The organism is Pseudonocardia sp. NPDC049154, from assembly GCF_040648315.1.
In the GTDB taxonomy this organism is placed as follows: domain Bacteria; phylum Actinomycetota; class Actinomycetes; order Mycobacteriales; family Pseudonocardiaceae; genus Pseudonocardia.
This window is the reverse complement of sequence record NZ_JBEZDN010000049.1, coordinates 16,736-30,493: the sequence shown is the minus strand read 5'-3', so window position 1 is coordinate 30,493 and position 13,758 is coordinate 16,736. Positions and strand designations below refer to the sequence as shown.

The window sequence follows — 13,758 nt, the reverse complement described above, 5'->3', positions numbered from 1 at the left end:
TCAGCCCCCCATGCCCAGGCCGCCGTCGACGGTGAGCACCGAGCCGGTGCAGTAGCCGCCGTCCGGGCCGAGCAGGAACGCGATCGCCGCGGCCATCTCCGCGGGGTCGCCGCGCCGCCCGAGCGGGATCATCCGCCTGATCGCCTCCTGCGTCTTCTCCGGCATGGACCGGGTCATGTCGGTCTCGAACACTCCCGGGACCACGGTGTTCACCGTGACCCCGGCGCGCGCGACCTCGCGGGCCAGTGAGCGGGTGAGGCCGTGCAGGCCTGCCTTGGCCGCCCCGTAGGCGGCCTCGCTGGGGCTGCCCATCACCGCCGTCACCGAGCTGACATTGACGATGCGCCCGTAGCGCGCCTCGCGCATCGCCGGGATGGCCGCGCGGGAGAGGTGGAAGGCGGCGGACAGGTTGACCGCGAGCGTGCGCTCCCAGTCCTCGGGCGAGGTGTCGGTGCTGCGCGCCTCCAGCAGCAGGCCCGCGTTGTTGACCAGGTGGTCCAGCCTGCCGTACTCCTCGACCACCGAGACGACGAGCTCGGCGCAGGCGGCCGGATCGCCGACGTCCACCTGGCGGGGGACGATCCCGTCGACCTCCTTCGCGAGGGCCTCCGCAGCCGCGGTGTCCCCGCGGTAGACGGCGACGACCCGGCTCCCGCCCTCGGCGAGCCTGCGGGAGAGGGCGGCCCCGATGCCCCGGGTCCCCCCGGTGACGACGGCGACGGGCGTCCCGTCGGGGGCGGCTGCGGTCATGGGGTGGACTCCCTCCGGCCGCGCGGGGCGACCCGGTGCACAACGGCGTAGACCTGCCCAACCTATAACTGGTTCAACTGTTTGTCAGTCGTCGTCCGCGTCACGGGTCGCGACGCCACGGGCCGCGGGAGCGCGAGGTCGTGGGTCAGATGACGCCCTGGGCGCGCAGCTCGGCCGTGTCGACCTCTGCGCCGAGGAGCTCGGCGAGGACCTCGTCGGTGTGCTCGCCCAGCGTGGGCGGGGCGCTGTAGTCCGTGACCGGGGTGCCGGAGAGACGGACGGGGTAGCGCAGCGCCGGGATGGTGCCCGCGACCGGGTGCTCCATGGTCATCTGCAGGCCCCGCTCCCGGACCTGCGGCTCGGCCAGGGCCTCGCCGATGTCGTTGACCGGGGCGACGGGCACGTCCGCGGCGTCGAGCACCGCGATCCAGTGCGCGGCCTCCTTCTGCGCGAAGATCTCCTCCAGGATCGGCAGCAGCTCCTCGCGGTGCTCGATCCGGGCGGCGATGCTGTCGAAGCGCGGGTCCTCGATCAGGCGCGGGTGGCCGATCGCCTCGCAGGCCCGCCCGAACTGCGGGTTCGTGGTGGCCACGATGAAGAACTGCTTGCCGTCCGCGCAGCGGAAGGCCTGCGACGGGATGCCACCGAAGCCGCCGTTGCCCCGCCGGGCCGGGACCGTGCCGTCGACCAGGTAGTTCTCGGCGTAGTGCGAGATGGAGGCGATGCCGCAGTCCAGCAGCGAGATGTCGAGGTACTGGCCCTCACCGGTGGCGTCCCGGTGGCGCAGCGCGGCCAGCAGCGTGGTGCTGGTGCAGTAGCCGGTGAGGATGTCGATCAACGACAGGCCGGACTTCATCGGGCCGGCGCCGGGCTGCCCGTCCGGCACCCCGGAGACGCCCATCATGCCGCTCATGGCCTGGAAGATGCCGTCGTAGCCCGCGCGGTGGCGGTAGGGTCCGGTCTGGCCGAACCCGGTGACCGACGCGTAGACGAGCCGCGGGAAGCGCTCCTTGAGGTCCTCGTAGCCGAGGCCATACTTGGCGAGCACACCCGGCCGGAAGTTCTCGACGAGCACGTCCGACCGCTCGAGCAGGCCGAGGAGGATCTCCTTGCCCTTCTCCGTGGTGAAGTCCAGCGTGACGGACCGCTTGTTGCGGTTGCAGCTGAGGTAGAAGGCGGAGAGCCCGGCCGACCGGTCGTCGCCGAGGAACGGCGGACCGTAGGCCCGCGCGTCGTCCCCCACGCCCGGTCGCTCGATCTTGACGACGTCCGCGCCCAGGTCGCCGAGCATCTGGGTCGCCAGCGGCGCCGCCAGGATCCGGCTCAGGTCCAGGACGCGTACCCCGTCGAGCGCTCCGTGTGCCATCGTCGGCCCTCCCGGCTTCGTTCTGTCGGTCCTGCCCGGTGGGGACCGGACCGAGTGTTCGCGGCCGGTCGGAACCGAGCGCAGAATCAGTATAATCAGCTAGGGGTTCAGATGACAGGATTCTCGTTCCGACCGTCACGCGACAGCCGAGGAGGGCAGCGGATGACCGACACCGTCGTCTGGATCACCGGGGGGACCCGTGGGTTGGGAGCCGGGCTCCTGGAGACCTGCCCGTACCCGGGGGCACGCATCATCAACGCGTCGCGGAGCCCGCGCCCGGAGGTCGAGAACGTCGCCTTCGACCTGGGGGACCCGGCGACCTGGGCGGGTCTGCGCCGCTCCTTCGACGAGGTGCTGTCGACGTTCACCGGCTCGCGCGCCCTGTTCGTGCACAACGCCCTGTTCGACGGCGCCACCGGCTACGCGGGGGAGATGGACCCGGACCTCTACTACCGCGACGTCCTCGGGAACTCGGCGGCGCCGCTGGTCCTGGCGGACTGGTTCCTGCGCGCGGTCCGGCCCGGGTACGAGTCGGGGATCGTGCTGATGTCCTCGGCGGCCGCGCGGATGCCGGTCGAGGGGCACTCGGTGTACGGGGCGGCGAAGGCCGGCGTGGAGCAGTGGGTGCGGGTGGTCCGCCGGGAGCGGGCGCGCCGCGGGACCGGGCCGTGGGTCGTCGCCGTCCGGCCGGGGCTGGTGGACAGCGCCACCACGCGTCGGGAGGCCGAGCCCGACCCCGAGACCTACCCGATGGCCCCACACCTGAAGGCGTCCTTCGCGGCGGGCGAGGCGTTGCCCCCCCAGGACGCGGCCCGTGACATCTGGGCGGCCCTCCCGCCGCCCGCGGACACCTCGGTCCTGCTGTTCGGGGCCGTTCCCTCGAGCGCGCTCGGGGGCTGAGTCCGCGGAGCCTCCCACGAACGGGCCTAGCGGCCGGTCCACTTCGGAGCCCGCTTCTGCAGGAACGCGGCGCGGGCCTCGGCGGCGTCCTCGGTGGCGTTGGCCAGGATCTGGGTGCGGTTCTCCAGGTCCAGTGCGGCCTCCAGGGACGGGGCGTCGACGTTGCGGCGGTAGACCTGCTTGGTCATCTTCTGGCCGAACGGGCTCAGCGCGGCGATGGCGGAGAGGGTCTCGTCCGCCTTCGCGAGCAGGGACTCCGTGTCGTCGGTCAGGGTGGTGACGAGGTGCATCGCGTACGCCTCGGCGGACTCGACGGTGCGGTTGGTGAGCATCCACTCCGCCGCCGGACCCACGCCGATCAGCCGGGGCAGGTGGTAGCTGATGCCGCACTCGCCCGCCGAGAGCCCGATCCGCGGAGCACCGAGGAGGAAGCGCGCCGAGCGCGAGGCGAGCCGGATGTCACTGGCCAGCACCAGCGCCAGGCCTGCCCCCGCCACCGGTCCGTTGACCGCGGTGACGACTGGGCACGGGCAGTTCGCCACGCTGAGGATCATGCGGGCGAAGCGCTCCTGCATGAGGATCGCGTCGGCGTTGCTGCGGTTCTGCTGCCGCTCGTGGGAGGCCTGGATGTCGACGCCCGCGCAGAACCCGCGGCCCTCCCCGGTGATCAGCACGGCGCGGTGGTCAATGGCCGACCCGACCTGCGCGGCGATCTCGTCGACCATCTCGGGGGTCAGGGCGTTGAGCCGTTCGGGACGGTTGAGCCGCAGGACGCGGACACCGTCGGTGCGGTCCTGTACGAGTACCTCGGCCATGGACGGGGGTCCTCCTGGTCGGTCGTGTCGCTCAGCCGACCCGGGCCGGGCCGGTGTCGTCGCTCAGCTCGCGCGCGAGCCGGAACTTCTGGATCTTGCCGGAGGGCGTCAGCGGGAACTCCGAGACGAACCGCCAGGTCCGGGGCACCTTGAACGAGGCGAGCCGCTCGCGGGCGAAGGCCTCGAGCTCCTCGGCGGTGGGCGGGTCGCCGAGCGGCCTCACGAACGCGACGGGCACCTGCCCCCACGTGGGGTCCGACGCCCCGACGACGGCGATCTCGGCGATCCCCGGGTGCTGCGCCAGGGCCGCCTCGACCTCGGCCGGGTAGATGTTCTCGCCGCCGCGGATCACGAGCTCCTTGAGGCGACCGCGCAGGGTGACGATCCCGTCGGCGTCCATCTCCGCGAGGTCGCCGGTGTGCAGCCAGCCCTGCTCGTCGACCAGCACCGAGGGCCCATCGGGTGCCTCGTTCCAGTACCGCCGGATCGTCAGCGGTCCACGCAGCCGCAGCTCGCCCGTGGTACCGGGCGGCACCGGCTCGCCCGTCGCGGGGTCGGTGATCCTGGCCTCGCGGTGCGGGTTGACTCGGCCGATGGTGCCCGCCTTGACCCACGCCTCGTCGCCGACGTGGGTCTGCAGCGCGCTGGGCGCCTCGGACTGGCCGTAGCCGTTGAGGATCTCGGCGTCGAACGCCTGCTCGACCCGCGCGATGAGCTCCGGCGCGACGTCGGAACCGCCGAGCATCATCAGCCGCAGGTGGGGGAGCGGGGGTGGGGTGCCGCCGCAGCGCTCCATGATCGCCACCATCATCGTGGGGACGCCACCGAAGAACGTGACCTGCGCGCGCTCCAGCAGGGACAGCGCCTCGAGCGGCTCGAACGAGGCCATGAGCACGAAGGTCGCGCCGCGCAGCAGCGCCGCCGAACTGGTGCACACCGACCCACCGACGTGGTGGAACGGCAGCGGGGAACACACGACGTCCGTCTCGGTGAGCCCGATGGTCGCGTGGCTGATGGGGCCGATGTTGGCCCCCAGCCGATGGTCGATCAGGGCGCCCTTCGGGACGCCCGTGGTGCCCGAGGTGTACTGGATCCGCAGCGGCGTGTCCGGCGTGACCCCCACGCTCGGCGCCACCGTCCCGGTCAGCTGCGCGACCTCCTCGACCGGCAGCACGGTGCGGTTCCCGTCGAGCTCGCGGGCGGTGCCGAGCAGGTCCCGGCCGCGCCACGGCGGCCCGGCGAGCACGACCCGCGCGCCGGAGTCCGACAGGACGAACGCGGCCTCGGTCGCGGTGAGCGCCGGGTTCATCGGCACCAGGACCATTCCGGCGGTGGCCACGGCGTACTCGGCGACGATCCAGTCCACGGAGTTCGCCGCCCAGAGCGCGACCCGGTCCCCGGGTTCGGCGAGCTCGAGCAACCGGGCGGCGGCGCCGCGGACGCGGCTGTGCAGGGTGGTGAAGTCGAGGCTCCGGAGCTCGCCCCCGTCGTCCCAGACCAGGGCGGTGGCGCGGGCACGACGTTCGGCGACCTCGGCGAACCGGCCTCCGACCGTGGAATCGACGAGCATGGGTGCGACCTCCCGCTGGCTCGGCATTGAGCGGTATCCGGCGGCGGCAACGCCGTCGGGGATCAGTTAACGCTATCGGCTCGATCGTCGCCGCGACAGAGTCGATTGCGGCCGATTCGACGGCCTTTGAGGTTGAATGATCGCTCTGTTAACGTCCGGAGCCTCCAGAGACGACGACGGTCGAGGGGTGGGCGATGGGGACGGACGGCGACGTGGTGCTCACCGAACGGCGGGGCCGCGTCCTGGTGGTGACCCTGAACCGCCCCCACGTGCGCAACGCGGTGAACGAGGCCGCGGCTCACGGGGTCGCCGCCGCGGCGGACCTGCTCGACGCCGACGATGAGCTGCGCGTGGGTGTGCTCACCGGCGCGGGCGGGACCTTCTGCTCCGGCATGGACCTCAAGGCCTTCCTCACCGGCGAGATCCCGCGCATCGAGGGCCGCGGGCTCGCCGGCATCGCGATCACCCCGCCGCGCAAGCCGCTGATCGCGGCCGTCGAGGGCTGGGCGTTGGCGGGCGGGTGCGAGATCGCGCTGGCCTGCGACATGATCGTCGCCGCCCGGGACGCGCGGTTCGGCCTGCCCGAGGTCACCCGCTCGTTGGCGGCGGGCGGCGGCGGGCTGCTGCGGCTGCCCGAGCGGATCCCGGCCAACCTGGCGATGGAGCACATCCTGACCGGAGACCCCTTCGGGGCCGAGGCGGCCGCCGCGTGGGGCCTGGTCAACCGGTTGACCGAACCCGGTGACGCACTGGCGGAGGCGCTCGTGCTCGCCGAGCGGATCGCGGCGAACGGCCCGCTGGCGGTGCAGGCGAGCAAGGACGTGCTGGTGCGCGGCCGGTACTGGTCGCGCGAGGAGCGGTGGGCGAGGCAGGCGGAGTTCACCGAGTCGGTGCTGCACTCCGAGGACGCGAAGGAGGGCGCCCGGGCGTTCGCCGAGCGCCGCACGCCGGTCTGGCGCGGGCGGTGAGCGAGCCCGACCTCGCCGCCCGGATCGCGCGGTTGGAGGCCCGGCAGGAGATCGGGCAGCTGCCCGTGCGGTACGCGTTGGCGGTCGACCGGCGGGACCTGGACGCGTGGACGGAACTGTTCGTCCCGGACGTCGAGCTCGGGCGGCACGGCCGCGGCCGCGAGGCGCTGCGCGACTGGATCGCGCCGCAGGTCGCCACGTTCTACCGCTCGGTCCATCTGATCTGCGGGCACCGCATCGAGCTCGGCCCCGAGCCGGACGCCGCGACCGGCCAGGTCTACTGCCGCGCCGAGCACGAGGTCGGGGACCGCTGGGTCGTCATGGCCATCCGGTACGACGACACCTACCGCCGCCTCGGCGGCGAGTGGCTGTTCGCCCGGCGCCGCGAGACGCACTGGTACGAGGCCGACGTGACCGAGCGCCCGCAGGCCGTCGACTTCGACAGCTGGCACCGGGCGTCGACGCCGCCGCCGCTGCCCGGCCGGGACCCGTCGTTCGCCGCCTTCTGGGCCGGCCGCGACGCGGCGGCGGTGACCGACCGTCCCATCGATCCCATCGATCCCATCGAGCCCCTGGGGGAGCCCCGTGCCTGAGCTCGGCATCTACTTCGACCTGCGCAACCCACAGCGGTGGGCGCAGGACCCCGCGCGGTTGCACGCCTTCACCCTCGAGGCCTGCGAGGAGGCCGAGCGGCTGGGCGTGGGCTCGATCTGGGTCAGCGAGCACCACCTGTTCGACGACGGCTACCTCGCCCAGCCGATCACCTTCGCCGCCGCCATCGCCGCCCGCACCCGCCGCCCGCGGATCGGCACCGCGATCACCATCGCCCCGCTGCACCATCCCGCGGAGCTCGCCGAGCAGTCCGCGCTCGTCGACCTGATCTCCGGCGGGCGCTTCGACCTGGGCATCGGTACCGGCTACCGGGTACCGGAGTTCGCCCTGTTCGACGCCTCGCCCGAGCGCCGCTACGCGCAGACGGACGCCTGCGCGCGCCGGGTGCGGGAGCTCTGGGGGCCCGGCGGGGTCACCCCGCGGCCGGTCCAGGACCCGATGCCGCTGTGGATGGGGTACCAGGGGCCGCAGGGCGCCCGCCGGGCCGGGCTGCTCGGCGAGGGCCTGCTCACCGCGAGCGGCGCCTCCTGGGAGCCCTACCGGCTCGGCCTCGAGGAGGCGGGCCACGACCCGGCGAAGGTCGCCCGGATGGCGGGCGGGATCAACGGCTGGGTGTGCGAGGACCCGGATCGGGACTGGGAGTGGGTGGGCCCGCACGCGGCCTACCAGTTCAACTCCTACCGCAGGCACATGGTGGAGGGCACCGACCAGCGGGTCCCGCGCACGATCGAGCCCGACGAGATGCGCAACCGTGCCCGCTCCGGTCCCCTCGGCTCCTTCCTCTACGACACTCCGGAGGGCGCCGCCGCGCGGATCCGCGAGGACATCGGCGACGCCCCGGTGGAGACCGTCTACTTCTGGGCCTCGATCGGCGGGATGTCCGAGGAGGCCGTGATCGCCAACATCCACACCCTCTGTACCCGCCTCGCCCCGCTGCTGGCCGACCCCGCGGCGGGGTAGCAGGGGCAGGTGTGGCAGGTGTCGACCCTCATCGGCCCTGCCGCCCGTCGCGGAACCGGGCGACCGCCTCCGTGCGGTTCCCCCAAGATCGGGGAGGCATCAGCTATAAGGGGTAGCGATGCCAGAGGTACGGAAGAGGTACGACCGGGAGTTCCGTGACGGGCGGTCCGGATCGTGGAGGAGACGGGCAAAGCCGATCGCCCAGGTCGCCCGGGACCTGGGGGTCAACGAGGGCACGCTGGGCAACTGGATGGCCCGGGCGCGGGAGGCGCGCGAGGGCGCCGAGGGCCTGTCGCGGGGTGACATCGACGAGCTCAAGCGGTTGCGCGCGGAGAACGCCGAGCTGCGGATGGGGCACCGCACCGCGACCAGCCGCACCCTGACCGGAGTCACCGACGAGATCGCCACCCTACGCACCGCCGTCGAAGCCATCGCCGACCGAGTACGCAAGCACGAAGAACATCTGCGACGCCTCGCCGCCCACCAAGACTGACAGCATTAACCGGTCACACACGGGAAGCAAGATCATTAGCCGGATAATGTTCTGACAACGCCGCGGCCGAGGCGTTCTTCTCCGGCCTGGAATGGGAAATGCTGTCCCGCAACGACTTCGACACGGGCCGGGCCCAGGCGCGGCAGCTCGTTCCCGGCCGGGCCGAGCGCGGTCCCGATCACCGGCTCGGCCCTTGGTCGTCGAACAGCGGGTCCGGCCTACACTGTTCCTGGGCCCGGGCATAGGTGGTGAGCAGAGCGGTCCAGCGCACCCCGGGAGGCAGAGACACGTCGGTCATGCCGATGATCATGCATCGCCTCACACGGGGCGCGACATCTCTCGCGAGCGCCTTGCACAGAACGACTACAGCCTCGGTACGACAGCGGAAGATCTTGACGCCGCCCGATTTGGAGACGACGAGCTGCGGCCCTGCGACACCGCGTATTCCGATCTCCGCCTGCGCCGAAGCGGGCCGGAGTCGGTGCGGCTCGATGGCGCCTCGTCCGGGCCGGTCAGCGGCGTCGGGCGGTGATCAGCCATGCCGAGGAGTCGAATAGCACGCCGCTCTCGGTCTGGTGCGCGTCCAGGGTCGCGCGGAGTGTGTCGAATGCGCTGGTTCGGCTGGCGGCGTCCAGGTCATCGGTCAGTCTGTGCACGATGCCCATCCCCCTGATGAGGGCGTACGCGTCGGCGGCGTCGTTTCCGAGCTTCATGGCCTCGTCGACCGATTCGATCTCGACGTCCACCAGCCCGGCCCCGGCCAGCAAGGCCCGGACCCGGCCCGCCTCGGCTAGCCCGAACGGGCCGGGCGCCCCGGGTGGAGGGATGGGTAGGGACCGGCCGGCAGCGAGGGCGTCGCGGATCGCCGACATCCACTCGTTGCGCGCGAGCTCACGCCAGGCGAGCAGGCCCATCCGACCGCCGGGGTGCAGGGACTCGGCGAGGTTGGCGAAGGCGCGGACGGGGTCGGCGAAGAACATCGAGCCAAAGCAGCTCAAGATCACGTCGACGCCGGTGGGTGCGCACGCGTGCACCTGGGCGTCTGCCTGCTCGAACCGGGCGTTGGTGATCCCCGCCGCGGCGGTCAGCTCACGCGCTCGCTCGATCATCCGGCCGGAGAGGTCCACGCCGAGCGCGGTGCCGGTGGGCACGTGTCGTGCCGCCTCTCGGGTCAGCGCGCCGGTGCCGCATCCGACGTCTAGCACGTCGTCGCCGGGGGAGAGCAACCCGGCCGACAGGAGGAGGCCTCGATGACGGCGGGTGGTCTGTTCGTAGTGTTCGGCGTGCTCGGTCCAGTGGTCGCCCTCCGGGCCGTCCCACGCGGCGGCCTGCTCGACGTTGGCGATGAGAGACATGGCAACCTCCTATACTCCAAAGTCCGCCCCGCGCCGCCCATCCCGCTGGTCTCGCCGCGAGGGTCGAGTGATCCGCTACTGGGCCCACGCCGCGATCCGTTCCGCGATCGCCTTGGGGGCCTCGATGTGCAGGAAGTGACCGACGCCGGGGACGACCTCCAGCGCGTGCGGGGCGGCGAACCGATGCCGGTCGTCGACCTGCGGAGGGAGGATGCAGCCGTCGTCGGCACCGTGGAGCTGCAGCAGGGGCACCGCGATCGGCTGAGACAGGCGGCGCGTCGCCCTGAGCATGCCGGGTCGCAGCATCGCCCGGTAGTACTTCGTGGGCGCGGGCATGCTCGCCCGCAAGTGCTCGTGTAGCTCCGCCTGCAGAGCTGGATCGAGCGAGAGGCCGGGCGACCACTGACGCCAGAGGCGGTCAATGAGGGCGAGATCGCGGGCGGTGACCATCCAGCCGCTTCCCGGCAGTTGAAAGAGCCCCATGTACCAGCTCCGGCGTAGCTGAGCGGGGCGCGGCCGGCTCAGGAACGTGAGTGGGTGGGGGATTGCGAGCGTGACCGCGCGTTCGATCCGCTCCGGCGCGGTGACGCAGGCATCGTAGGTGATCGCGGCGCCCCAGTCGTGGCCGATCAACTCCACGGCTCGCCCGGGAGACCAGCGGTCGATCAGCGCGAGCACGTCGCTGGTGAGGGATGCGAAGTCGAACGGTCCCGCGGTCGGGGACGGCGCGTAACCGCGAAGCCAGGGTGCGACGACGTGACGTCCGCGGCGGCCGAGCTCGGCGAGGAAGGGCGTCGCGGTCGGCGGATGGTCCGGGAAGCCGTGCAGGACGAGTGTCGGTTGACCATCGGGATCACCACCCTGCAGCGCGTGGAAGGTGCCGTGTGGCAGGTCGAAGGTGACGTGTTCGAAGCCCACGTGCGTCAGCCTTTTCCAACAGCGGTCGGACGAGAGACGCTGATGCTGGCTTCGGTGTCTCTGGTTTCGGTCACGTGCGTCCCTCAGGCGCCGGGTGTACGGCGGGGTCAGCCGGCTAGCCGGTTGAGCTTGCGGAGTTGTTTGTCGAAGGCGCGCGAGGGCACGATCCGGCGCAGGACGCTGACGCGTCCTGCCATCGAGCCGGCGGTGTACCGGAGCTTGGGCTTGGAGTCGGTGGCGGCCGCGACGATCACCTTCGCGACAACGTCCGGGTCGTCGGCGTTGCGCACGGCCGTGGCCAGCACGTCTCGGGAGACCTCCCGCTGCGCGGCGTAGACCGGCAGGGGCGAGTCGGGTGCCAGGCTGCTCGCCTCGAAACTCGTGCTTGTGTAGGCCGGCTCGACCAGCAGCATCCGGACGCCGTGCTCGCGAAGCTCGTGGTCGGCGGACTCGGAGTAGCCCTCGACCGCATGCTTGGTGGCGGCGTAGACGGCCATGAAGGGGGCCGGGATCAGACCGAGTACCGAGGAGACGTTGACCATGCGGCCACTGCCCTGGGCGCGCATGTGGGGCAGCACTGCGTTGGTCATCCGAATCAGGCCGAAGACGTTGATGTCGAAAACCTCCTTGGCCTGGTCGATCGAGCTCTCCTCGCCGGCGCCGACCGCGCCCACGCCTGCGTTGTTGACCAGGACGTCGATCCGACCGAACCGCTCGATCACCTCCTCGACCAGGGAGCGGACCGACTCGTCGCTGGCCACGTCGAGATCGAGGAACGTCACCCCGGCGAGCGGCCCGGCGTTCGCCGCGTTGCGGCTCGTGCCGACCACCGCGAAGCCGGCGCCCACGAGGGCGAGCGCTGCCGCCCGCCCGATCCCGGAGGAGGCGCCCGTCACGAGGGCCACTGGGCGAGCTGTCTGCATGGTGGTTCCTTCGGCTGTGGGCATGACTTTGTCGTGCGCTGTGCGGGGTCGCCTGTGCTCAGGTCGACACGGTCCGCACCGGGTTGGTCTGCGTCCGGAAGGACGAAGGCCACGAGGTCGCGCAGAGGTCTTGGGGGATGGAGGGGCTTCGGGCCCGACGTGGCGCTGCGGCCAGACGATGGGCAAGATCGAGTGATCCGACGATCAATGGGCTGGCATTGGCTCGGTGTGGCCGTTGAGAGCCTTCTCGACGTCAGCGGGGACTAGATACTGGTTGTTGAGCGCGATGGCGGCGGCGGACCCGGCGGCCGCGGCGTTGATCAGCTGGGCGGTGTGGTCGGCGACGTTGCCGGGCGCCCACACGCCGTCGATGCTGGTGCGACCGGTGCGATCGGTGGCGACCCAGCCCTCGTCGTTGAGTTCGCAGCCCAGGCCGGTCAGCAGCTCGTCGGACGGTACGAAGCGTGGTCCGACGAACAGCGCCGTGCGGCTGACCGTCGGGCCCTCGGCGAGCTCGACACCGCGGACGCCGGTCTCGTCGGACACGATCCGCGTCACTTCGCCGTCGACGATCCGCACGCCGCGAGCGACCAACGGCTCCCGCTCGTGGTCCTCCAGGTCGATCCGGTGGGGAAAGAACACCACGTCCTCAGACCACTGCCGGATCAGCTGCGCCTGGCGCAGGGCGAACGCGCGGTCCTCGCCCGCGATCACTCCCAGCGCGGTGTCGCGTACCTCGTAGCCGTGGCAGTACGGGCAAACGTGCACATCCTGGCCCCACCGCGGGCGCAGGCCCGGGATCTCCGGGAGCTCATCGCGAAGCCCCGTGGCCACCACCACCGCGCGTGCGCCCAGTCGCCCGCCCTCGGCCAGGCGCACGGCGAACCGGGCCCCATCGAGCCGGTCGATGCCGACCGCTCGGCCCGCCAGCAGCTCCCCGCCGTAGCCGACGACCTCGCGCCTGGCCGTGGACAGCAGCTCGGCCGGGTCCATTCCGTCGCGGGACAAGAAGCCGTGCAGGTGCGCCGCCGGGGCGTTGCGCGGTTCGCCGGCATCGACGACCACCACCCGCCGTCGGGACCGCCCCAACATCATCGCCGCGGACAACCCGGCCACCCCGCCGCCGACCACCACCACGTCGTACTCCGCCATGACTCACCCTCCCGCACGCTCACCCGACACAACCTCTAGAGGAAAGTTCTAGCACAGCTACCGAGGATTGTTCTACCCCGGGTAGGATGGACCGCGATGACCAGGACCCCCACCACCAGCACGGGCCATCGGGCCAGGCCCGGCTCGCGCCGCGAGGACATCGCGGCCGCCGCGATCGAGCTGTTCCTCGACCGGGGTGTCGCGGCCACCCGGATGGAAGACATCCTGGCCGCGGCCGGGGTGAGCGTGGGCAGCTTCTACCACCACTTCCGCAACAAGCTCAGCCTGGCCGCCACGGTCTATCTGGAACACCTGCAGCGCTTCCAGCGCGACCTGCTCGTCGAGCTCGACCGCCACGCGCGCACCGAGGACGCCGTCCGCGGGCTGGTGCTGGCCTACCTACGGTGGGCCGGGGCCGATCCGCGCGCTATGCGCTACCTGGCGCTGTGCCGCGAGCCCAACGTCGCCGAGATCTCCGAAGGCGAAGAAGCTCGGCTCAAGCAGAGCTTTTACGGTCGGCTCGCCGGCTGGCTCGACGAACGCGCCGCGACTGGGGAGCTACGAGCGCTGCCGCACGAGCACAGCTGTGCGCTATGGCTCGGACCCGCCGAGCAGCTCGTCCGGGCCGCCATCGACCCCTCCGGGTATTCCGCCACACCGGACCCCGACACCCTGGGCGCACACCTCGCCCACGCCGAACGAGTCCTCGCCGACGCCGCCTGGGAAGCCCTTCGACGCCCCGCCCTGGGCGACGATGCCGATCAAGCGCCCTAGGCGGACCCGGCCCAGGTCGGGACGTAGGTCTCAGGTCGGGGACCCACAGCTGGTTCGGTGCCTCGTCCCGTGAGGGGCGATCCAGCAGGTCGGGGTGTCCAGTGGCGGTGGGATCGGTCCCGGTGGTGCGGGGCCTCGTTCGCCCGCCGCACGCTGTCCATCCCGATCCGCGCATGAGTCGGGCGACACGATCCCGGCCTAG

The 13,758-nt window shown here is 71.9% G+C and carries 14 protein-coding genes; 6 read left to right on the top strand and 8 right to left on the bottom strand.

Features of this window, described 5'->3' with window-relative positions:
• Both AB0B41_RS22540 and AB0B41_RS22535 read right to left on the bottom strand, forming a co-directional pair.
• On the bottom strand, positions 1-750 hold the full coding sequence (locus AB0B41_RS22540) for a 3-oxoacyl-ACP reductase family protein (protein WP_358206349.1): 750 nt from the start codon (positions 748-750) through the stop codon (positions 1-3).
• A gap of 145 nt (positions 751-895) precedes the next feature.
• Complete coding sequence (locus AB0B41_RS22535; RefSeq protein WP_358206347.1) at positions 896-2,116, bottom strand: CaiB/BaiF CoA-transferase family protein; 1,221 nt, start codon at positions 2,114-2,116, stop codon at positions 896-898.
• Between the two features lie 162 nt (positions 2,117-2,278).
• Between AB0B41_RS22535 and AB0B41_RS22530 the strand changes: the two genes are divergently transcribed.
• A complete protein-coding gene (locus AB0B41_RS22530; RefSeq protein WP_358206345.1) occupies positions 2,279-3,016 on the top strand; it encodes an SDR family NAD(P)-dependent oxidoreductase in 738 nt (245 codons plus the stop codon).
• A gap of 26 nt (positions 3,017-3,042) precedes the next feature.
• Here the strand turns inward: AB0B41_RS22530 and AB0B41_RS22525 are convergent, their stop codons facing one another.
• Complete coding sequence (locus AB0B41_RS22525; protein WP_358206343.1) at positions 3,043-3,831, bottom strand: enoyl-CoA hydratase/isomerase family protein; 789 nt, start codon at positions 3,829-3,831, stop codon at positions 3,043-3,045.
• Positions 3,832-3,862: 31 nt separating this feature from the next.
• Positions 3,863-5,401 (bottom strand): class I adenylate-forming enzyme family protein, encoded by a 1,539-nt coding sequence (locus AB0B41_RS22520; protein WP_358206341.1) that lies wholly within the window; start codon positions 5,399-5,401, stop codon positions 3,863-3,865.
• A gap of 194 nt (positions 5,402-5,595) precedes the next feature.
• On the opposite strand from AB0B41_RS22520, the gene AB0B41_RS22515 reads away from it, so the two are divergent.
• From AB0B41_RS22515 to AB0B41_RS22500, 4 genes are all read left to right on the top strand, one after another.
• Positions 5,596-6,369: a crotonase/enoyl-CoA hydratase family protein gene (locus tag AB0B41_RS22515; RefSeq protein ID WP_358206339.1), complete on the top strand. Its 774-nt coding sequence runs from the start codon at positions 5,596-5,598 to the stop codon at positions 6,367-6,369.
• Positions 6,366-6,962 carry a nuclear transport factor 2 family protein gene (locus AB0B41_RS22510; protein ID WP_358206337.1) on the top strand — a complete coding sequence of 199 codons (597 nt, stop codon included), beginning with the start codon at positions 6,366-6,368 and terminating at the stop codon, positions 6,960-6,962. Before AB0B41_RS22515 ends, AB0B41_RS22510 begins: the two co-directional genes overlap by 4 nt.
• Positions 6,955-7,941, top strand: a complete 987-nt coding sequence (locus AB0B41_RS22505) for an LLM class flavin-dependent oxidoreductase (protein ID WP_358206335.1) — start codon at positions 6,955-6,957, stop codon at positions 7,939-7,941. The genes AB0B41_RS22510 and AB0B41_RS22505 overlap by 8 nt, the downstream gene beginning before the upstream one ends.
• Positions 7,942-8,059: 118 nt before the next feature.
• Positions 8,060-8,434 (top strand): transposase, encoded by a 375-nt coding sequence (locus AB0B41_RS22500; protein ID WP_358206333.1) that lies wholly within the window; start codon positions 8,060-8,062, stop codon positions 8,432-8,434.
• A 512-nt stretch (positions 8,435-8,946) separates the two neighbouring features.
• Here the strand turns inward: AB0B41_RS22500 and AB0B41_RS22495 are convergent.
• The 4 genes from AB0B41_RS22495 to AB0B41_RS22480 form a co-directional block, all read right to left on the bottom strand.
• Positions 8,947-9,789 (bottom strand): methyltransferase domain-containing protein, encoded by an 843-nt coding sequence (locus AB0B41_RS22495; RefSeq protein WP_358206331.1) that lies wholly within the window; start codon positions 9,787-9,789, stop codon positions 8,947-8,949.
• A gap of 75 nt (positions 9,790-9,864) precedes the next feature.
• Positions 9,865-10,707: an alpha/beta fold hydrolase gene (locus AB0B41_RS22490; RefSeq protein WP_358206329.1), complete on the bottom strand. Its 843-nt coding sequence runs from the start codon at positions 10,705-10,707 to the stop codon at positions 9,865-9,867.
• Positions 10,708-10,814: 107 nt separating this feature from the next.
• Positions 10,815-11,630 carry an oxidoreductase gene (locus AB0B41_RS22485; RefSeq protein WP_358206327.1) on the bottom strand — a complete coding sequence of 272 codons (816 nt, stop codon included), beginning with the start codon at positions 11,628-11,630 and terminating at the stop codon, positions 10,815-10,817.
• Positions 11,631-11,834: 204 nt separating this feature from the next.
• Positions 11,835-12,782 (bottom strand): NAD(P)/FAD-dependent oxidoreductase, encoded by a 948-nt coding sequence (locus AB0B41_RS22480; RefSeq protein WP_358206325.1) that lies wholly within the window; start codon positions 12,780-12,782, stop codon positions 11,835-11,837.
• 96 nt (positions 12,783-12,878) lie between these two features.
• Between AB0B41_RS22480 and AB0B41_RS22475 the strand changes: the two genes are divergently transcribed.
• A complete protein-coding gene (locus tag AB0B41_RS22475; RefSeq protein WP_358206323.1) occupies positions 12,879-13,556 on the top strand; it encodes a TetR/AcrR family transcriptional regulator in 678 nt (225 codons plus the stop codon).
• Positions 13,557-13,758 lie beyond the last annotated feature (202 nt).